Raw genomic sequence first — 19,830 nt, 5'->3', positions numbered from 1 at the left:
CCCCCGGGCCCTTCTCGCGAACAATCCGGCGCCGACCCCTGTCGCTGCGGCGTACCCGTCAGTACATTGACGCCATGTCTAATACGCCGCAGCCCGCTCCGGTCGCGGAGGAGCGCATCGAGCTCAAGGCCCGGAACGTCTCGTTCGCCTGGGACGAGACGCCCCTGCACTGGATACCCGGCGACCCGTTCACCGGCCACACCATCAATGTGCTGCACCTGCTGCTTCCGGCCGGTGAGCGCTGGTTCGTGCACGTCTACAAGCAGGTCCTGCCGTACATCACCGACGACCGGCTCCGCGAGGACGTCATCGGCTTCATCGGCCAGGAGGCGATGCACTCGGCCGCACACGACGACGTGCTCCCCCATCTGAAGAAGCTCGGCCTCGACCCGGCGCCGTACACCGCGCAGGTGGACTGGCTCTTCGAGAAGCTCCTCGGGGACCGCACGCTGCCGCCGGGCAAGGCGCGGAAGTGGTGGCTGATGGAGCGGGTCGCCACGATCGCGGCGATCGAGCACTACACCGCCTTCCTCGGCAACTGGATCCTCAACGCCGAGACCCTGGACGAGCGCGGCGCCGACCCGATGATGCTGGACCTGCTGCGCTGGCACGGCGCGGAGGAGGTCGAGCACCGCTCGGTCGCCTTCGAACTGTTCATGCACGTCGACGGCGGCTACCGGCGCCGGGTGCGCACCTGGGCGACCGCGTTCACCGCGCTCGCCTTCCTGTGGCAGCGCGGGGCCCGCTTCTTCATGGACCACGACCCGACGCCCGGGGTCGGCAAGGCGAGCCTCGGCGCGTTCTACCGGGCCGGCCGCACCGGCATGCTGCCTTCCACCCCGTCCATGCTGAAGTCCGTCCCCCGCTATCTGAGCCGCTCCTACCACCCCTCGCAGGAGGGCAGCACGGCCCAGGCCGTGGCCTATCTCGCCTCCTCGCCCGGCGCCAACGGAGGCCGCTGACATGCGCCGCGTCCCCGCCCTCGCGCTGGCCGCCGGAGCCGCGCTGCTCGCCCGGCGCGCGCTGCGCCGCCGCATCGGCGCCTCGCCGCTGTGGCCGCTGCCCGCCCTTGAGGACCCCATATCGGGGCACGGCACCCGGCGCTCCACCGTCGCCCTGAGGCTGGGCGTCACCGAGCGGACCGAGCCCGCCGAAGGCGTCGTGGCGCTGCGGCTCGCAGCGCTCGACGGCGCCGAACTGCCCGCCTGGGAGCCCGGCGCGCACCTCGACCTGGTACTGCCCTCGGGCCTCGTCCGGCAGTACTCGCTCTGCGGCGACCCGGCCGACCGCACCTCCTACACCGTCGCCACCCGTCTCATCGAGGACGGCCGGGGCGGCTCGCGCGAGGTCCACGAACAGCTCAAGGAGGCGGTCGAGCTCTCGGTACGGGGCCCCCGCAACCGCTTCCCGCTGGCGGCGGCCGGGTCGTACGCGTTCGTCGCGGGCGGCATCGGGATCACGCCGATCCTCCCCATGATCAGGAAGGTTGAGGCGGCGGGCGCCGCGTGGCGACTGCTGTACGGGGGGCGCTCGCGGGCCACCATGCCGTTCCTCGACGAGATCGAGGGGTTCGGCGCGAAGGTCATCCTCGTCCCCGAGGACGAGCACGGGCTGCCCGACCTCGCCGCGTTCCTCGCCAACTCCCCTTCCGACGCGCTGGTTTACTGCTGCGGGCCCGACCCCCTGATGGACGCGGTCACCGCGGCGCTCGGCCCCGCGCGGCCGCCGCACCTGGAGCGGTTCGCCCCCGGCGCGGCCACCGCGGGCGCCGCCTTCGAGGTCGAGCTGCGCCGCTCGGGCCGCACCCTGGCCGTTCCGGCGGACCGCTCGCTGCTCTCCGTGCTGCGCGCCGAGGCGCCGGGCGTCTCCTACTCCTGCGAGCAGGGTTTCTGCGGAACCTGCCAACAGCGGGTCGTCGAGGGCGAGATCGACCATCGGGACGAGCTGCTCACGGATGCGGAGCGCGACGACACGATGCTGATCTGTGTATCGAGGTGCCTCGGCGAGAAGCTGGTGCTCGACCTGTAGGGCCTCCTGGGTAGTCTGTTCGCATGACGACCGGGGTACGGCGCAGGATGGGCGTCGACGAGCGCAGGCAGCAGTTGATCGGGGTCGCCCTCGATCTGTTCAGCCATCGCTCGCCCGACGACGTGTCCATCGACGAGATAGCGGCGGCCGCGGGGATTTCGCGGCCGCTGGTGTATCACTACTTCCCCGGCAAGCAGAGCCTGTACGAGGCGGCGCTGCGCCGGGCCGCGGACGAGCTCGCGGACCGCTTCGTGGAGCCGCACGAGGGCCCGCTCGGCGCCCGCCTGCTGCGGGTGATGGGCCGGTTCTTCGACTTCGTCGACGATCACGGGCCCGGCTTCTCCGCCCTGATGCGCGGCGGGCCGGCCGTTGGCTCGTCCACCGCGAACGCCATGATCGACGAGGTGCGCAACGCCGCCCACCTCCAGATCCTGGCGCACCTGGGTGTCCAACAGCCGCCCGCACGGCTTGAGTTGGTGGTCCGCTCCTGGGTGTCGCTCGCCGAGTCGACCGCGCTGATCTGGCTGGACGGACGCCGGATCGACCGCGCCGAGCTGGAGTTGCAGCTGGTGCACGACTTCGCGGCGCTCGCCGCGGTGAGTGCCGCCTACGACGAGGAGATGGCGGCGATCCTGCTGCGGATGCTCGCGCGGGAGCCGGCCGACGGCCCGTTCGGCGAGCTGGTGGGCCGCCTGACCGCGCTGCTCCCCCGGGCGTCCGCGTGAGGGGTCTGAGCCCGTCCCGCTGAGCCCCGTCTTCGTCCGCGGACCGGGCCCGCGTCCCGCGCCCACCACGGCGGAGCCGTGCAAGAGCCACAGCCCCGCGCCCCCTCAGGGCACCCGCACCCGCAACCGACCGGTCGCACCCACCCCGGCGGCGGGACTCCGTGTCCGTTCCTGCCTCAACTCCGGTGTCGACGAGGTCCCTTGAGCGCCAGGACGAGACCGTCGTCCAGGCCGGTGGCCACCCCGCGGCCGAAGGCCGAGTCGAAGGCACCGTCGCCGAGTGCGGCGCGGGCCCGGCGCTCGCACTGCTCGCGCACCGCGGCAAGCTCGGGAGCACCCATCTGTGCCTTGCCGACGGTGCGCCAGCATTCCTGGCCGATGCCCAGGAGCAGCGCGCCGTCCTCGCCGTCGCCCTGTGCGGCGACGGCGCAGGCCAGCAGGTCGAGGCCCATCGCGATGCCGAAGCTGTCGTGCAGGAGCCGTTTTCCGGCGAGCATGGCGCGGACGTGGGCCGCCGCCTCGGCGGGCCGGCCGAGCGCGAGCGCGCCGGCGGCCAGCATGTAGTCGGCGTAGGCCCGCATCCAGCGTTCGCCCCGCGCGGCGCACTCGTCGCGCAGCCGGACGGCTTCCGCGGACGCCTCGGTGTAGCGCTCCAGGTTATTGAGGGCGAAGATCCGGGCGAGCGCGCACAGCGCGCGGCCCGGCGAGAATCCGGTGTCCTGGGCGAGGGCCGGATCGAGGATGTCGAGCGCCCGCTCGGGGTCGCCCGGCATGAGTACGCTGCCGCCGTACAAGTAGGCCGCGCGCAGCCGCTGTTCGGGGTCGCGGGCGGCGCGGGAGCTCTCCTCGCCCAGTCGGTGCGCGATGACGAAGTCGCCCTGGAGGAAGGCGCACATGCCGAGCGCCCAGACGGCGGCCGCACGGTGCGGGCCGGGCCCCGGGCAGCCGTCGAGGGCGCGCTGGAGATAGGCCCGGCCCTCGCGCAGCCGTCCGCAGCAGAACCAGACGAACCAGAGGGAGCCCGCCATGTCGAGGGCGGCCTCGGGGTCGGTGGCCAGGAGGTGTTCGAGCGCGGTGCGCAGATCGGCGTGCTCGGCTTCCAGGCGTACGTACCAGTCGAGCTGGCCGGGGCCCATCCAGGCTGCTTCCCCTTCGTGGGCGATGTGGCGGAAGCGGCGGGCGTGCCGGTCGGCCACCTCGTGGGTCTCGCCGAGTTCGTCGAGCCAGCGCAGCCCGTACTCACGGATGGTGTCCAGCATGCGGTGGCCCAGCCGGCCGGAGGGTTCGAGGCGGGTGCGGACCACCGACTTGTCGACGAGCCCGGCAAGGACCTGCTCGACGGCACGGGCGGGCAGCGGACCGCCGGCGCCGATGGCCTGGGCCGCGGCGAGGTCGAAGCCGCCGGCGAAGACCGAGAGCCGGGCCCACAGCAGCCGCTCCAGGGGTTCGCACAGCTCGTGGCTCCAGCCGATGGCGGTCCGCATGGCCTGGTGGCGCGGGAGAGCGGCGACGCCGACGCCGGTCCCGGCGCCCGTGCCGGTGCCGGTGAGCACCTCGAAGCGGGAGCCGAGCCGGGCGGCGAGCTGCTCCACCGACCACAGCTTGAGCCGTGCGCAGGCGAGTTCGAGGGCCAGCGGGATGCCGTCGAGCCGACGGCAGACGTCGGTGGCCGCGGCGGCCCGGACGGGGTCGTCGAAGCTGAGGTGGGGCGCGGCCTCGGTGGCGCGTTCCTTGAACAGGGTCAGCGCCGCGCCCGCGACGGGCAGCGGTTCCAGGGGAAAGACGCGCTCCTGGGGCCTGCCGAGGGGCTGGCGGCTGGTGGCGAGGACGGTGAGGCCGGGCGATGCCTGGAGCAGTTCGCCGATGAGGTGTCCGCAGGCGCTGATCAGGTGCTCGCAGGTGTCGAGCACCAGCAGGGAGTGTTTGTCGGCGAGCCGGCCGCACAGCGCCTCGCAGGCGGTGCGCAGGCTCTGGTCGGTGACGTCGAAGGCGTCGGCGACGGTGGCCGCGAGGAGGTCGCGGTCCCGCAGCGGGGACAGCTCCACCCACCAGACGCCGTCGGGATAGCGGTCCTCGATCCGTTTGGCCGCCCGCAGGGCGACCCGGGACTTGCCGACGCCGCCGGGTCCCGTGACGGTGACCAGCCGATGTTGTCCGAGGAGGCCGTCCAGGGCGGCCAGTTCGCCCGACCGTCCGATGAAACTCGTGCTCTCCGCAGGAAGATTCCCCACCACGGGCACAGTCTGGACCACGGTGCGGCCTTTGACGGAACCCGAGGCGGGGAACAACCGAAATCGCTCGCCGAGCGTCCTGGAATGATCGGTTCAGCGTTGCTTGAAGACCGCAACGGTGCGGGCCGGGACCGTGAAGCTCCCCGAACCCTGATCGTATGTGGCCGTCCTCACCACCGGATCGGCTCCGGCGGCCTGGCGCGGATGCAGGGCGTAGGCGGCGCCCGCGAGGGCCGCGACCTGCTGCGTCCGGCGCTGCGGAGTCGCGTTGAAGACGACGACCAGCGGGCCGAGCCGCATGGTGATCACGCCCGGGGTCGCGCCGGACCCCGAGAGCGGGAACGAGAGGGCGGACTGGACCTGGGCGGCCGTGGCGAGCCCGAACGCGCTCTCCGAGTGCCGGATCGCGAGGAGGTCCTGGTACGCGGCCGAGGTCCCCTCGATGGACGCGCATCCGGGACTGAGCGCCGGGTTGGCCAACAGGGGTTTCGCGTAGGGCCACTTGGCCTGGTTGTCGGCGGCCGTGGGCAGTCCCCTGCCGAACCCGTTGCCCGCCCGGCAGTCCCAGTGCAGGGCGTTGAACCAGTCGCCGCTGTCGAAGGAGTTGCGGTCGAGCGACTTGGAGCGCAGCAGGTCGCTGCCCGCCTGCGACAGGGCGGGCCCCTGCGAGAGCGTGGCGGTCGCGAGCGCGAGGACCTGCATGCGGGAGCGGTCCGCGGCCGGGGTGTCCGCGGGGAGCTTGTACGCGAGCGCGTCGTAGAGCGACTCGTTGTCGTGGGCGTCCGCGTAGGCGAGCGCGTCACCGGGGGCCGCCGCGTAGCCCGCGGGCGCGCCGTTGTAGTCGACGTCGGACCCCTTGACGGTGCGGCCCGTGCTGTCGGTGAAGGTGTACGCGGCGAGGTTGCCGCTCAGGCCCACCTCGATGAGGTCCTGGTAGTGCAGGAGGCGGGCCTTCTGCTCGGCCGGAGTCCCGTTCGCCGTCGAGGAGTTGGGGTCGGTGTAGAGGCCCGAGGCGAAGCCCTGGACGCCCGGGTCGGCGTCGAAGGGGCTGCCGCCGCGCACCGCGTCGCGGGCCCGGTCGGAGAACGTGGCGATGCCGGTGCCGGCCATGTTCTTCTGCGTGGCCTGCACGAAGCGGGCGTCGTCGGCGACCTCGCCGAAGTTCCAGCCCTCCCCGTACAGGATGATCTTCTTGCCGTCGACGCCGTCCTTGGCGGGGGTCAGCGCGTCCAGGGCCGCCCGCACCGCGAGGATGTTGGCCTTGGGGTGGTGACCCATGAGGTCGAAGCGGAACCCGTCGACCTTGTACTGCTTGGCCCAGGTCACCACCGAGTCGACGACGAGTCGGCCCATCATGGCGTTCTCCGGCGCGGTGTCGGCGCAGCAGGTCGAGGTGGCGACGCTGCCGTCGTCGAGCAGCCGCTGGTAGTAGCCGGGCACGATCTTGTCGAGGACGGAGTTGTCGGCCTGTCCGCTCGCCGCGGTGTGGTTGTAGACGACGTCCATCACGGTCCGCAGGCCTGCCCCGTTGAGCCCCTGCACCATCTGCCGGAACTCCACGGTGCGGCGGGTCCCGTCGGGGTCGCTCGCGTAGGAGCCCTCGGGGACGGTGTAGTGCAGCGGGTCGTAGCCCCAGTTGTACGCGTCCTTCGCGGCCGCCTTCGCCACGCAGGCCTGCTGCTCCTCGGAGTCGGGTGCGTACACCTTCAAGTCACAGGCAGGGAAGGCCTGTTCGGACTTCTTCTCCGGGATGCCCGCGATGTCGAAAGCGGGCAGCAGGTGGACGTAGGAGGTGCCGGACTTCGCCAGCCGGGCCAGGTGCCGCATGCCGTCGGAGCCGGTGTCGGTGAACGCCAGGTACTGGCCGGGGTGGCGGGAGGTGGGGTCCGCGATGGAGAAGTCGCGGATCTGCAGCTCCTGGATCTGGGCGTCGCGCAGCGGCACCGCGGCCGGCTTCTTCAGCGAGGACCAGCCCGTGGGGGCGAGCTTCGGATCGGCGAGGTCCACGACGAGGCTGCGCGCGGAGTCGGCGGTGAGGGCCGTCGCGTAGGGGTCGGTGACCAGGTTGGTGACCACCCGCTGGACGCTGGGCGCCCACACCGTGACGGCGTACCGGTAGGGCTTGCCCGACCAGGAGGCGGGCCCGGTCACCGACCAGACGCCCGAGGCGTCGTCGCGGCGCATCGCGAGCGTGCGCCCGTCGAGTTCGAGGGAGACCTTCCGTGCGGTCGGCGCCCACAGGGACAGGGTGGGACGTCCGCGGGCGAAGACGGGGCCGAGCGGCGCCTTGAGGGCGGCGGCGCCGTACAGGTCGTCGAGGACGCCCTGGGTCTGGACGCCGGTCGCGGCCAGCAGCGCACCGTCGGCGGCGCGCTGGGTCGCGATGAGCTGCCCGGTGAGGGACTCCCGCACCCGGGAGCGGTCGCGGGCGTCGACGGTGAAGGCCGGGTAGTCCTTCAGCTGGGGGAACCTGGCTTTTTGCGCGTCGCTCAGCGAGGACGGCGCGAGGCGCAGCCACTGGCCCTCGTCGGAGAGCGCGCCGTCCTCGACGGTGATGCCGCCGCCGGGTGCGTACACGAGCTGCTGGCTGGTCGCGGCGCTCGCCTTGACCTTCCAGACCACGGTGTTCCGGTCGATCCACTGGGCCGCGGACTTGGTGAGGTCGAGCGAGACGCCGGAATTCGCCTGCGGGAGAAGGTACTTGGGCTGTCCCGCGAGCAGCCACACCTCGGTGCCGGAGGCGGCGAGGTCGAGGGACCGGTCGTCGGGCAGGTCCTTCTGGTCGCCCTTGTGGAGGATGTAGCTGAGCGTCGTGGCGCCGTGGGCGAGCGGCACCTCGAAGGTCACGCCGTAGGCGTCGCGGCCGGTCGGCGCCAGCGGTTTGGTCCAGTCGGTGGGCGAGGCGGCGCCGGTCCAGGTGTGCAGGCCCCAGCCGTCGTAGTCGCCGTCGGGCCGGTAGTAGTGCAGGACCGCCGTGGAGGTGTCCCGCGGCGGGTGGGCGCCGGGCGGCGCCTGGCCGGACTGGCCGTCGTCGCCCTGTGCGATCCACACCTCACCGGTGGCGGCGAGGTCGACGGTGCGTGCGGGCCCGTCGGCGCCGCCCCCGCCGGTGACGGTGTACGTCAGCGATGACGCGCCCTCGGGGACCTTGAGCCAGGCGAAGGCGCCGTAGGCGTCGCGTCCGGTGAAGGCCGCCTTCTGGTCTCCGGACGTCAGCTGCCAGCCGTCGTAGTCGCCGGCCGGGCGCTTGTAGTGGACGACGGCGTAGTCGCGTGCCACGGCCGTCGGTCTGCCGGGCGCGGGCGCCTGCCCCGCCGTGGTGGCGGCGAGCGCACTCGCGGTGCGGCCCCGGCTGTCGATCACAACGGCCTTGTAGCGCACGGGAGTTCCGGCAGTCAGGTTCAGGTACTGGGTGACCTTGTAGGGGGCGTGGTCGGCGGAGCCGAGCGTCTGCCACGCTCCGGTGCCGCTCTGGGCTGCGAAGACGACCCGGTCGAGCCCGGCGCCGCTCACGTCGGCGGACACCTCGACGGTTCCGGTGGCTCCGGGGGCCGGGGCCCTGAGGGTGATCGACGGCTTGGCGGCCGGCGCGGGCAGCGGAACCGCGGCCTTCAGGACGAGGGAGGACAGGGCGGGCACGGTCACCTCGACGGTGGCGTCCGAGCTGCTGCGTACCGAGCCCGAACCGCCGTACAGGACGGCGAAGTCGGTGCTCGCCGACCCGGTGGGCACGCTCACCTTCTTCGCCCCGGTCGCGTTGTTCACGGCGACGACGTACTCGGTACGGGTCGTGATGTCGGTGCGCGAGAAGGCGTAGACGGAGTCCTTGGCGTAGCGCTCGGTCTGGACGCCGTCGCGCAGTGCCGGGTTGGCCCGGGTGAGGCGGGAGAGGTCGGCGATGGTGCGGTAGAGCGGGTGGGCGGGGTCGTAGGCGTCGGATGCGTGGGTGCGGTCGGTGCCCAGTTCGTCGTCGTCCAGGTAGTCGGGGACCTTGGAGGCGAACATGGTCTGGCGGGCGTCCTTGTCGCCGCCCGCGCCGGTGAAGCCCTGTTCGTCGCCGTAGTAGACGACGGGGTTGCCGCGGCTGAAGAACATCAACTCGTTGGCGAGGCGGTCGCGTTGGAGCAGTTCGGCATCGGTGGCGTCCGGGTGGTCCTGCCTGAGGAAGCTCCCGATGCGACCCATGTCGTGGTTGCCGAGGAAGGTGACCTGTTCGTAGGCGTTGGCCTTGTCGGTGGTGTAGCGGTAGTCGTCGGCGAACAGGGCGGCGAGCTTGGTGGCGGGGGCGCCCTGGGAGGCGTACTGGCGGGCCGCGTCCTGGAAGGGGAAGTCGAGGGTCGCGTCCAGGCGGCCCCGGGTGACGTACGGGGAGGTCACGGCTGGGTCGGCGGAGTAGGTCTCGCCGAACATGAAGAAGCGCGGGCGGCCCTGTTTCTTCGCGTACGCGTCGAGCGCGGTCGCCCACTGGGTCCAGAAGTCCAGGTCGACGTTCTTGACGGTGTCGATGCGGAAGCCGTCCACGTCGAAGTCGTGGACCCATTTCTCGTAGATCTTCTCCATGCCGGAGACGACCTCGGGCCGCTCGGTCCACAGGTCGTCGAGCCCGGAGAAGTCGCCGTACTCGCCGCTCTCGCCCGCGAACGTCGAATCGCCCCGGTTGTGGTACATCGTGGGGTCGTTCAGCCAGGCCGGGACCTTGTTCTCCGTGACGACGGGCGTGTACGGGAAGGAGCCGGCGTCGACCTTCCTCATGCCCGCGCGGTCGTCGAAGGGGCGGCCGCTGGTGTCGAGGTAGGGGTAGGCGCCCTTGGGGCGGTAGCCGTACTGCCGCTCGGCGTAGTCGACGGTGTCGGCGGTGTGGTTGGTGATGACGTCGAAGAAGACCTTCATGCCCTTGGCGTGGGCGCCGGCTATCAGCCGGGTGAGGTCGGCGTTGGTGCCGAAGTGCGGGTCGACCTGGGTGAAGTCGGTGATCCAGTAGCCGTGGTAGCCGGCGGACGCGTCCTTGCCCGTGCCCTGGACGGGCTTGTTCTTGAAGATCGGGGCGAGCCAGATGGCGGTCGTCCCGAGCCCCTTGATGTAGTCGAGCCTCTGGGTGATCCCCTTGAGGTCCCCGCCCTGGTAGAAGCCCTTGTCGGTGGGGTCGTACCCGGTGTCCTGGCGCGAACCGGTCAGGCCGCCGCGGTCGTTGGAGGGGTCGCCGTCGGCGAACCGGTCGGGGAGCACGAAGTAGAACTGTTCGCGCGTCGCGTCGTGCCGGGCCGGCTCGGCGGCGAGGCGCGCGTCGCCGGGTGGCGCCGGCGGCCTGGGCGCGGCGGTCGCGGGCAGCGCGGGGACGAGCGCCGCACACAGGGCGGCCGCGACCGCGACCGCCGTTCTTCGCAGGGGGATCACCGGGTGCTCCTCGGTCGTACGGGTCTCGGGGTGTGCCGGGCGGGGCGGGTCAGCCGCGCCAGGTGTCGTTCAGCGTGACCTTGCCGTCGGCGGGGACGGTGGCGGTGCGGTTGGCGCCGCTCTCCCAGGTGACCTGGCCGCTCGCGTCCTTGCGGATGTACTTGTAGGCGAACGACGTGCCGGCGGGCAGCGCGACGTCGAGCTTCCACACGGGATAGCTCGCGGGGTCGAGCTTCAGGGCGGCGGCGGTGTTCCAGGCGCCGAGCGCGCCCTGATCGCCGGTGACGTAGATGTTCTGGCCGAAGACGGTGGTGGCGTTGACGGAGAAGGCGGCGCGGGATGCCGTGGTGCCGTTGCCGGTGCCAGTGCCTGAACTGCCGCCGCAGCTACGGGCGTCGACCTGGAGCGCGAGCGCTGTGTCGGCGGCGAGGGTGGCGGTGAACCGGCCCCCGGAGTCGACCGTCACGCCCTTTCCGCTCTGCACGTCGCAGTAGTCGCCGGCGGGCAGCGCGGTCTGGAAGGTGCGGGTCAGCGTGGTGGACTCGTGGTTGATGGCGACGTACGCCTTGGCGCCGCGCCCGAACGCGATCTGGTTGGCGCCGTTGTCCCACCAGTTGGTGACGGACTCGCCGCGCGCGGTGTTGCGGAAGCCGACCATGCTCTGGATCTGCGGCCACCGGTGCTGGCACTTCCAGCCGTCGGCGTAACAGGCGCTGACCGTACCGCCGTTGGGCGGGCCCGCGTCGTTGTCGGAGAACTCGTACCCCGAGTGGACGTCGGGCGAGCCGTAGGGCCAGGCCAGCATGAAGACGTTGGCGAGGGTGTAGTCGGCGCCGTCCTTGTAGGTGAGGGTGGAGCCGTTGCGTTCGGTGTCCCAGTTGTCGACGAACACGCCCGCCCGGTCGCTCGGCACATACCCCCAGGCCTCGCCGAAGTTCTTCAGTTCGGCGAGCTTCTCGCCGGTGAAGACCCGCTTGAGGTCGCGCCCGTACCGGAACTCCTGGACGTCGCCGTTGCCCAGGTACTCCGAGGGCTGGACCGCCTCGCCCGCCCCCTGGATGACCTCCTGCTTGAGGTAGACGCCGGGGTTGCTGAGCTGCGCCTTGATGGCCGCTATGTCGTCGGCGGCGATGTGCTTGGCGGCGTCGATGCGCAGGCCGTCGACGCCGAGCGCGAGCAGGTCGTCGAGGTACTGGGCGATCCTGGTGCGGACGTACGGCTCGTCGGTGTCGAGGTCGGCGAGCCCGACCAGCTCGCAGTGCTGCACGTTCCAGCGGTCGGCGTAGTTGGTGACCTGGCCGGTGCAGTCGTCCATGTCGGCCGGCCGGTAGATGCCGGGGTAGGCGTACTTGGTGTACGAGGACCCGCCGGTACCGGTGCCGGAGCCGGCGGCCATGTGGTTGATGACGGCGTCGGCGACGACCTTCACTCCGGCCGCGTGGCAGGCGGCGACCATGTGCGCGAAGGACGCGCGGTCACCGAGGCGGCCGGCGATCTTGTAGCTGACGGGCTGGTACGAGGTCCACCACTGGCTGCCCTGGATGTGCTCGGTGGCGGGCGACACCTCGACGTAGCCGTAGCCGGCCGGGCCCAGGGTGGACGTGCACTCCTGGGCGACCGAGTCGTAGCGCCACTCGAAGAGTTCGGCGGTGACGTCCCGGTCACCGGGGGCCGATGCGGCGGCGGTGGGGGCGCCGGGCGCGATGAGGAAGGCCGCCGATGCGGCCGTCACGAGGGCGAGGGCTGAGGCGGAACGGCGTTGTCTGCTGGGGGGCTTCATGGGGCGGGTCCTCCTGCGGCTCGGGGAGGCCTCTCAGTGGGGATTGCATGTTCTTGCTGCAAGACTGAAAGCGCTTCTGAGCAGGTGACCGTAGGAGGGAGGTAAGGCTCAGGTCAACGGTTTGGGCAGAATCCGGGGCGCTGGATTGCCGTTCTGCAAGGAGTTGCACCGCCCGGCGGGCCGAAGGGTCGAAGGGTCATAGGGTCGGCGGGCGGCGGGTCGGTGGGCGGCGGGTCGGCGGGGCCGGCTCAGGCGGGGGCGTAACCGCGGGAGCGGACGACCTCCCGGGTGAGCCGGGTGAACTCCCGGGCCGCGGCGCTGCGGTAGCCGCTCTCGCGCCGCAGCAGGGTCACGGTGCGGGCGGGCAGCGGCGGATCGAGCGCGACGGGCGCGAGGCCGGGGTGCTCGTGCGTGACGGCGTCGGGCAGCACGGTGGCCAGCGGGGTGCGGCGGACGATCTCGGTGAGCGCCTGGATCGAGTTCGCCTCGACGGCGATGCGCGGGGTGACGCGGTGCCGGCCGAGGTAGTCGTCGATGTGTTCCCGGGTGGCGAAGTCACCGCTGAGCAGGGCGAGTTGGCACTCACCCAGGTCGCGCGCCGTGAGGACGGCGGGCTCCGGCGCGGGGGCGCGGGTGACGAGGGTGAGGGACTCGGTGAACAGAGGGGTCGCGGCGACGCCGGGCAGGTGCGGGCCGTGGAAGGCGATGCCGAGGTCGAGCCGGTCGGCAAGCAGTTCCGCCTCGATGCGGTCCTGCGCCAGCTCCCGTACGTCCACCGTGATTCCGGGGTGGCGGGCGTGCAGCTCGGCGACGAGCGGCCCGACGAGGTACGCGGTGAAGGTGGGGGTCACCGCGAGGCGCAGGCTGCCGCGCGTGAGGTCGGCGACGTCCAGGACGGCGCGCTCGGCGGCGGCCAGGTCCCGCAGGGCGCGCCGCGCGTAGTGCGCGTAGGCCTCGCCGGCGTCGGTGAGCCGCACCGCGGGCCCGGTGCGGTCGAGGAGCTGGACGCCGACGGTGCGCTCCAGCTGCTTGGTCTGCTGCGACAGGGTGGGCTGGGAGATCCGCAGCTGTTCGGCGGCGCGGGTGAAGTTGCCCTGCTCGGCGACGGCGAGCAGATAGCGCAGATGACGCAGTTCGGGAGCCATACGACCCACTGTAGGCCCGACCATAGATGAGACCAATAGCAGAGATGGAAACTGCGTCTTGGACGCTATAGGTCCAGCTCATGCAGGGTGGGCGTTGTCGACCCCGAGGGGGCCGGCTGACCGCCATCGAAGGGAGTGACCATGCCGGACCCCCTGCATGACCTCGCCGAGGGCGTCGCGCGTTTCCAGCGCGACGTCTTCCCCGCCAAGACGGACCTCTTCGCCCGCCTCGCCGGCGCCCACCGTCCCGGCACGCTGTTCATCGGCTGCTCGGACGCCCGCGTGGTGCCCGAGCTCATCACCCAGAGCGAGCCGGGCGAGCTGTTCGTCATCCGCACGGCCGGGAACCTGGTGCCCGCGTACACCCCGGGCCCGGACGGTGTGGCGGCGAGCATCGAGTACGCCGTCTCCGTCCTCGGCGTCGGCGACGTCGTGGTCTGCGGCCACTCCGCGTGCGGCGCGATGACGGCGCTGGCCGAGCACCACGACCTCGCGACGATGCCCGCGATCGCCGACTGGCTGCGGCACGCCGACGCGGCTCCGGCCCACGCCGCCGCTACGGACCTGGCGGCCCTGGTCCGCGGCAATGTGCGGGCCCAGCTGGCGAACCTGGCGACACACCCCTCGGTGGCCCGCGCCCTGACCGAGCGGCGCCTCACGCTGCACGGCTGGGTCTACGACATCCCCACCGGCAGGATCGAGGAACTCGACACCGCCCAGCACTCCCGCACCCTCGCCTGACACCGCAACTAGCCCTCACCACACAGGAGTTACCCTCATGATCCAGTCCCAGTACGACACCACCGCCCGCCAGGACCTCGCCGTCGCCGCCGTCGAGGCGAAGCTGCGCAAGGACCTCTCGTGGCGGGAGATCGCCGATGCCGCGGGCCTCTCCGTCGCCTTCGTGACCGCCGCCGTGCTCGGCCAGCACGCGCTGCCCGCCGACTCGGCGCGGGCCGTCGCCGCCCTGCTCGGGCTCGACGACGATGCGGCGCCGCTCCTGACGACGGTCCCGAGCCGCGGCTCGATCCCGGGAGGAGTCCCCACCGACCCGACGATCTACCGCTTCTACGAGATGCTCCAGGTGTACGGCACCACCCTGAAGGCCCTGGTGCACGAGGAGTTCGGGGACGGCATCATCAGCGCGATCAACTTCAGGCTCGACGTGAAGAAGGTCGCGGACCCCGAGGGCGGCGAGCGCGCCGTGATCACGCTGGACGGCAAGTACCTTCCCACCAAGCCGTTCTGAGCCCACCGGCCGCCGTGTCCGTGCGGACGCACGGCCTCACCGCTCGGGCGAGCGCTCCGCCGGCGGCCGCGGCGCGGTCGCGTGCAGCGAGCCGAGCAGGCGCAGGGCCTGGGCGCTGGGGCTGCCGGGTTCGGCCTGGTAGACGATGAGTTGCTGGCCGGGAGCGGCCCGCACGTCGAACGCCTGGTAGGTGAGGGTCAGCGGCCCGACGTCCGGGTGGAGCAGGTGCTTGGCGTCCTGGGTCTTGCTTTGCACCTCGTGGGCGTTCCACAGGCGGGTGAAGTCCGCGCTGTGTCCGGTCAGTTCGCGCACGACGTCCCGCAGCCGCGGGTGGTCCGGGTCGAGGCCGGCCGTCGCGCGCAGATGGCCCACCACGGCCCGCGCCGTGTGGTCCCGGTCGGCGTAGAACGCCCGGCCGGCCGGGTCGGCGAAGGCCATGCGGGCCAGGTTGTCCGCGCGCGCGAAGGGTGCGTGCAGCGCCTCGGTCAGGGCGTTGGCCACCAGGATGTCCAGGGCCCCGTTGACGACGAATGCCGGGGCGCCCGGATACGCGTCCATCAACTGGCGCAGCGCCGGGCTCACGCGGTCCGTGGCGGGGGTGATCCGGTTGCCCGGGGTGGTCCCGGCGAGCCGGTGCAGGTGCGCGCGAGCGTCGGGGCCCAGCCGGAAGGCGTCGGCGAGCGCGTCCAGTACGGGCGCCGACGGGTGGCGCTCGCGGCCCTGTTCAAGGCGGGTGTAGTAGTCCACGTTCATCCCGGCGAGCACCGCGACCTCTTCGCGGCGCAGCCCGGCGACCCTGCGCACGCCGTGGCTCACCATGCCGACGTCCCTCGGCCGCACGGCCGACCTGCGTGCGCGCAGGAACTCGCCCAGCGGGTTGTCGGTCGGGTGGCGGTCGCTCATGCGCCCAGGCTAGGCGGCGGACGGGACGGCCGCCTGGGTGTGCCGCACCCAGGCTGCGTTCGCCCTGGTGGGGGGTGTGGTGCTCGCCAAGACTCGGCCGGGACGGAGCACTCCCCCACCCGAGGACAAGGGACCCCACCCATGACAGGGACAGAAGCAGGAACCGCGGCTGAACGTGCCGGCGCGGCCAAGGTCGTGGCGATCACCGGGGCGAGCAGCGGGATCGGCGAGGCGACCGCGCGGCGTCTCGCCGCGGACGGCCACCGTCTGCTGCTCGGGGCGCGCCGCACCGACCGGCTCGCCGCCCTGGCCGAGGAGATCGCCGCCGCGGGCGGCACCGCGGCCTTCCGGCGCCTCGACGTCACGGACGCCGACGACGTCCGGGCGTTCGTCGCCGCCGCCCGTGAGCGCTACGGCCGCCTGGACGTGCTCGTCAACAACGCCGGGGTGATGCCGCTGGCACCGTTGGACACGCTCAGGACCGACGAGTGGGACCGGATGATCGACGTCAATGTGCGCGGGGTGCTGCACGGCATCGCCGCCGCGCTGCCCACGATGCGCGCTCAGGGCGGCGGGCACGTCGTGAACATCGCCTCCGTCGGCGCGTACGAGGTCTCGCCCACCGCCGCCGTGTACTGCGCCACCAAGTTCGCCGTGCGCGCGATCTCCGAGGGGCTGCGCCAGGAGTCCGCGGGCGACATCCGCGTCACGCTCGTCTCCCCCGGCGTGACCGAGTCCGAACTCGCCGACGGCATCAGCGATCCCGCGGCACGGGAGGCCATGAAGGCCTACCGCGCCGTGGCGCTCCCCGCGTCCGCCATCGCCGCCGCCATCGCGTACGCCGTGGCGCAGCCGGCCGAGGTCGACGTCAACGAGATCGTCGTCCGTCCCGCGGCGAGCGCGCAGTGAACACGCGCAGTGGCCACGCCCGGTGACCACGCCCGGTGACCACGAGGACCGCGCGCCCGTGAGGACACGGATGCCCTGTGGTGCTCGACCTCGATTGCTGTCCGCCGCGGAGGCCAGGATGTACAGCTCGGTGACGAGGGGGGGCCGGGATGAGCCTGCTGGTGCACACGTACAGGAGGAGAGCCGACGGAAGGCGGACGCTGCTGGACGACCCGCCCTGTGGGCGGGACCTGGGCGGCCCGGAGCGCCGGCGCACCACCGTATGGGGATCGGAGGCCGCCCAGGCTTCGGGCGCCCGCTTCCTGCCTCGACGCGCGAGCGAGGACCTCTACATCGAGGGGGACGACGTCGCCGATTTCGTGGCGGAGTGCGTACGACTGCGGGCCGGGAGCGAATCCTTCGTCTCCGCTCTGCGGCAGCCCGCCGGCCCCGAGCTCCTGCACCACGTACGGAGCAAGCTGGACAACTTCGTCGCAGCCGGCCGCCGGGCCCTGGAGACGGAGGGCGGGAGCGTCCTCATCCGGTGAGTACCGGCCGGGCCGCTCCCGCTCACTTCCGTACGCGCGCCGTCGATGCCCGCACGACCAGCTCCGGCTGGAAGACGAACTCCGTGCGTTGGACCGGGGTTCCGGCGATTTCCTCCAGGAGGGCCGAGACGGCGGCCGTGGCCATGGCCTGGACGGGCTGGCGGACCGTGGTCAGGGGCGGGTCGGTGAAGGCGATGAGCTGGGAGTCGTCGAAGCCGACCACCGAGACGTCGCCCGGCACCGTCAGGCCGCGTTCGCGCGCGGCGCGCACCACGCCGAGCGCCATCATGTCGCTGCCGCAGACGATGCCGGTGCAGCCCTGGTCGAGCAGGGCGCCCGCCGCCACCTGGCCGCCCTCCACGCTGTAGAGGGTGGGCCGGATCCAGGCCGCCGCCTCCGGTTCGCGCAGGCCGAGCCGCTGGCCCAGCGCGGCCGTGAACCCCTCGCACTTGCGGCGGGAGGGCACGTACCGCAGCGGTCCGATCGCGAGGCCGATCCGGGTGTGCCCGAGGTCGGCGAGGTGGCCCACCGCCATCCGCATCGCCGCGTGGTCGTCGGGCGAGACGAACGGGCCGCGCAGCGCTTCGTTGTAGCCGTTGACCAGGACGTAGGGGATGCCCCGTTCGGCCAGGGCCAGATAGCGGGCCGGGTCGGTGGAGGTGTCGGCGTGCAGTCCTGAAAGGAACACGATGCCGTTGACGCCGCGCTCCTCCAGCTGCTCGACCAGCTCGTCCTCCGTTGCCCCGCCCGGCAGTTGGGTGCACAGGACGGGGGTGTAGCCGTGGCCGGCGAGGACCTGCTCCACCGCCTGGGCGAAGGCGGGGAAGATCGGGTTGGTCAGCTCCGGGGTGACCAGACCGATCAGCCCTTCGCTGCGCCGGCGCAGCCGGGCCGGGCGCTCGCGGCCCAGGACGTCGAGGGCGGCGAGCACCCGCTGCCGGGTGGCATCGGCGACCCCGGGCTTCCCGTTGAGCACACGGCTGACGGTGGCCTCGCTGACCGCGGCCTGGGCCGCGATGTCGGCGAGGCGCGGGCCGCCCGGCTGCGCGGCATGGCTCACACCGTCCACCACACCGTCGTGTCACCGGGGAGCTCGACGTGGTCGCCGTCCACCGCGGCGTCCACCGTGAAGGGGCCGCTGGCCAGGACGACCCGGCCGGGCACCGGCAGCGATACGAGGCGTCCGGTGAGGTTGACCGTGCACACGAAGCCCTCGCGGGCGAAGGCGAGCACGCCGTCGGGCGCCTCCAGCCACTCGACGTCGCTCCCGGCGCCGAGGCCCGGGTGGGCGCGGCGGGCCGCGATGGCCCGGCGGTACAGCTCAAGGGTGGAGTCCGCGTCGCCGGTCTGCGCCTCGACGCTGAGGCCGCCCCAGGTGTCGGGCTGCGGGAGCCAGCTGCAGCCGCTGCCGAAGCCGTACGAGGTGCCCTCGACGGTCCACGGGATGGGGACGCGGCAGCCGTCGCGGAACCCGTCCTGGCCGGCCGCGCGCAGGAACGACGGGTCCTGGCGCACCTCGTCGGGCAGGTCGGTGACGTCGGGAAGGCCCAGCTCCTCGCCCTGGTAGACGTAGGCCGAGCCCGGCAGGGCCAGCATGAGGAGGGTGGCCGCGCGGGCCCGGCGCAGCCCGAGTTCGCGGTCGCCCGGGGTGCGCAGCTGGGTGCCGAGGCCCGGCGGGTTGGCGAAGCGGGTGGCGTGCCGGGTCACGTCGTGGTTGGACAGGACCCAGGTGGCGGGGGCGCCGACCGGCCGCATCGCGGCGAGCGACACGTCGATGACGTCGCGCAGCGCCTTCGCGTCCCAAGGGGCGCCCAGGTACTGGAAGTTGAAGGCCTGGTGCAGTTCGTCGGGGCGTACGTAGTTCGCGGTCCGCTCGACCGTGGGGGTCCACGCCTCGGCGACGGCTATGCGCTCGCCGTCGTACTCGTCCAGGATGGTGCGCCACGAGCGGTAGATCTCGTGCACGCCGTCCTGGTCGAAGAACGGCATGGCGTCGTGGCCGAGCAGCTTGAGCTGGTCGTGGCCGCCGATGTCGGGCAGGCCCGGCGCCTTGACGAGGCCGTGGGCGACGTCGATGCGGAAGCCGTCGACGCCCATGTCGAGCCAGAAGCGCAGGATGGAGCGGAACTCGTCGGCGACCGCGGGGTGGTCCCAGTTGAGGTCGGGCTGCTCGGGGGCGAAGAGGTGCAGGTACCACTCTCCCCCAGCCTCCGGCTGGGAGGTGCCCCCATCGCCTGACGGCGCCTCGGTACGGGTCCAGGCGGGCCCGCCAAAGATGGACTCCCAGTCGTTGGGCGGGAGTTGACCGTCCTCGCCCTTGCCGGGCCGGAAGTGGTAGCGGGCCCGCAGGGGTGAACCCGGGCCTTCCGCGAGGGCCCGCTTGAACCACTCGTGCTGGTCGGAGGAATGGTTGGGCACGAGGTCCACGATGATGCGCAGGCCCAGCTCGTGGGCGTCGCGGATCAGCGCGTCGGCGTCGTGCAGGGTGCCGAACATCGGGTCGATGGCCCGGTAGTCGGCGACGTCGTATCCGGCGTCGGCCTGCGGCGAGGCGTAGAACGGCGAGAGCCAGACGGCGTCGACGCCGAGGTCGCGCAGGTAGGGCAGCCGGGCGCGCACGCCGTCGAGGTCGCCCATGCCGTCGCCGTTCCCGTCGGCGAAGCTGCGCGGATAGACCTGGTAGATCACGGCGTCCCGCCACCACTGGGTGCTGGTGGTCTGGGGGCGGGGGGCAGCGATGTGCTGGGGCATGTCGTCCTAACGGGGTCTGGGAGCACGGGCCCCCTAGGGGGTGTCTGGTGGATCAGGGTCGGTCAGGGCGCGGCGTCTGGTGCGGTGCATCGCAAGGCGCCGGAACGTCGTGATAGCGGAGCTATCGGGGCGTTTCGGCAACGCCGCGAGGTGCCGTGCCAGGCGTCGCGCCCCCGGCCCTGATCCAC

Annotated in this window: 14 protein-coding genes; 7 read left to right on the top strand and 7 right to left on the bottom strand. The window is 72.4% G+C overall.

The window, feature by feature from the left end:
* Positions 1–74: 74 nt before the first annotated feature.
* The 3 genes from OG432_RS25505 to OG432_RS25495 are packed head-to-tail and all read left to right on the top strand — an operon-like array spanning position 75 to position 2,753.
* Positions 75–962: a metal-dependent hydrolase gene (locus tag OG432_RS25505; RefSeq protein ID WP_328313293.1), complete on the top strand. Its 888-nt coding sequence runs from the start codon at positions 75–77 to the stop codon at positions 960–962.
* Position 963: 1 nt separating this feature from the next.
* Complete coding sequence (locus tag OG432_RS25500) at positions 964–2,028, top strand: PDR/VanB family oxidoreductase (RefSeq protein WP_328313292.1); 1,065 nt, start codon at positions 964–966, stop codon at positions 2,026–2,028.
* A gap of 23 nt (positions 2,029–2,051) precedes the next feature.
* Positions 2,052–2,753 carry a TetR/AcrR family transcriptional regulator gene (locus OG432_RS25495; RefSeq protein WP_328313291.1) on the top strand — a complete coding sequence of 234 codons (702 nt, stop codon included), beginning with the start codon at positions 2,052–2,054 and terminating at the stop codon, positions 2,751–2,753.
* 176 nt (positions 2,754–2,929) lie between these two features.
* On the opposite strand, the gene OG432_RS25490 is transcribed toward OG432_RS25495, so the two are convergent.
* From OG432_RS25490 to cynR, 4 genes are all read right to left on the bottom strand, one after another.
* A complete protein-coding gene (locus tag OG432_RS25490; protein ID WP_328313290.1) occupies positions 2,930–4,984 on the bottom strand; it encodes an ATP-binding protein in 2,055 nt (684 codons plus the stop codon).
* A 93-nt stretch (positions 4,985–5,077) separates the two neighbouring features.
* Entirely contained in the window at positions 5,078–10,378 is a 5,301-nt protein-coding gene (pulA, locus tag OG432_RS25485; RefSeq protein WP_328313289.1) for a pullulanase-type alpha-1,6-glucosidase, read from the bottom strand.
* 49 nt (positions 10,379–10,427) lie between these two features.
* Positions 10,428–12,158: a carbohydrate-binding module family 20 domain-containing protein gene (locus OG432_RS25480; RefSeq protein ID WP_328313288.1), complete on the bottom strand. Its 1,731-nt coding sequence runs from the start codon at positions 12,156–12,158 to the stop codon at positions 10,428–10,430.
* A 248-nt stretch (positions 12,159–12,406) separates the two neighbouring features.
* A complete protein-coding gene (gene cynR, locus OG432_RS25475) occupies positions 12,407–13,303 on the bottom strand; it encodes a transcriptional regulator CynR (RefSeq protein WP_328313287.1) in 897 nt (298 codons plus the stop codon).
* Positions 13,304–13,456: 153 nt separating this feature from the next.
* Between cynR and OG432_RS25470 the strand changes: the two genes are divergently transcribed.
* Together OG432_RS25470 and cynS are read left to right on the top strand one after the other, a co-directional pair.
* Entirely contained in the window at positions 13,457–14,044 is a 588-nt protein-coding gene (locus tag OG432_RS25470) for a carbonic anhydrase (RefSeq protein WP_328315234.1), read from the top strand.
* A 37-nt stretch (positions 14,045–14,081) separates the two neighbouring features.
* Positions 14,082–14,552: a cyanase gene (gene cynS / locus OG432_RS25465; protein WP_328313286.1), complete on the top strand. Its 471-nt coding sequence runs from the start codon at positions 14,082–14,084 to the stop codon at positions 14,550–14,552.
* A gap of 36 nt (positions 14,553–14,588) precedes the next feature.
* Here the strand turns inward: cynS and OG432_RS25460 are convergent, their stop codons facing one another.
* The gene (locus tag OG432_RS25460; protein WP_328313285.1) at positions 14,589–15,455 is read right to left on the bottom strand and encodes a helix-turn-helix transcriptional regulator; all 867 of its coding nucleotides are present in this window, start codon (positions 15,453–15,455) and stop codon (positions 14,589–14,591) included.
* 141 nt (positions 15,456–15,596) lie between these two features.
* Between OG432_RS25460 and OG432_RS25455 the strand changes: the two genes are divergently transcribed.
* Together OG432_RS25455 and OG432_RS25450 are read left to right on the top strand one after the other, a co-directional pair.
* Positions 15,597–16,364 carry an SDR family oxidoreductase gene (locus OG432_RS25455; RefSeq protein WP_328313284.1) on the top strand — a complete coding sequence of 256 codons (768 nt, stop codon included), beginning with the start codon at positions 15,597–15,599 and terminating at the stop codon, positions 16,362–16,364.
* Positions 16,365–16,513: 149 nt separating this feature from the next.
* Positions 16,514–16,891 (top strand): hypothetical protein, encoded by a 378-nt coding sequence (locus OG432_RS25450; RefSeq protein WP_328313283.1) that lies wholly within the window; start codon positions 16,514–16,516, stop codon positions 16,889–16,891.
* A 22-nt stretch (positions 16,892–16,913) separates the two neighbouring features.
* On the opposite strand, the gene OG432_RS25445 is transcribed toward OG432_RS25450, so the two are convergent.
* The gene (locus OG432_RS25445) at positions 16,914–17,963 is read right to left on the bottom strand and encodes a LacI family DNA-binding transcriptional regulator (RefSeq protein WP_443058451.1); all 1,050 of its coding nucleotides are present in this window, start codon (positions 17,961–17,963) and stop codon (positions 16,914–16,916) included.
* Positions 17,948–19,642, bottom strand: a complete 1,695-nt coding sequence (locus OG432_RS25440; RefSeq protein WP_328313281.1) for a glycoside hydrolase family 13 protein — start codon at positions 19,640–19,642, stop codon at positions 17,948–17,950. Before OG432_RS25440 ends, OG432_RS25445 begins: the two co-directional genes overlap by 16 nt.
* Between the last annotated feature and the right edge of the window lie 188 nt (positions 19,643–19,830).

It is taken from the genome of Streptomyces sp. NBC_00442, from assembly GCF_036014195.1.
GTDB lineage: Bacteria > Actinomycetota > Actinomycetes > Streptomycetales > Streptomycetaceae > Streptomyces.
This window is presented reverse-complemented; position numbering and strand designations above follow the sequence as displayed.

Bases quoted from the DNA above. Each gene is read 5' to 3' on its own strand.
- OG432_RS25505 (WP_328313293.1), top strand. From the start codon at position 75: ATGTCTAATACGCCGCAGCCCGCTCCGGTCGCGGAGGAGCGCATCGAG.
- OG432_RS25495 (WP_328313291.1), top strand. From the start codon at position 2,052: ATGACGACCGGGGTACGGCGCAGGATGGGCGTCGACGAGCGCAGGCAG.
- cynR (WP_328313287.1), bottom strand. From the start codon at position 13,303: ATGGCTCCCGAACTGCGTCATCTGCGCTATCTGCTCGCCGTCGCCGAG.
- OG432_RS25460 (WP_328313285.1), bottom strand. From the start codon at position 15,455: ATGAGCGACCGCCACCCGACCGACAACCCGCTGGGCGAGTTCCTGCGC.
- cynS (WP_328313286.1), top strand. From the start codon at position 14,082: ATGATCCAGTCCCAGTACGACACCACCGCCCGCCAGGACCTCGCCGTC.
- OG432_RS25440 (WP_328313281.1), bottom strand. From the start codon at position 19,642: ATGCCCCAGCACATCGCTGCCCCCCGCCCCCAGACCACCAGCACCCAG.
- OG432_RS25480 (WP_328313288.1), bottom strand. From the start codon at position 12,158: ATGAAGCCCCCCAGCAGACAACGCCGTTCCGCCTCAGCCCTCGCCCTC.
- OG432_RS25500 (WP_328313292.1), top strand. From the start codon at position 964: ATGCGCCGCGTCCCCGCCCTCGCGCTGGCCGCCGGAGCCGCGCTGCTC.
- OG432_RS25450 (WP_328313283.1), top strand. From the start codon at position 16,514: ATGAGCCTGCTGGTGCACACGTACAGGAGGAGAGCCGACGGAAGGCGG.
- OG432_RS25455 (WP_328313284.1), top strand. From the start codon at position 15,597: ATGACAGGGACAGAAGCAGGAACCGCGGCTGAACGTGCCGGCGCGGCC.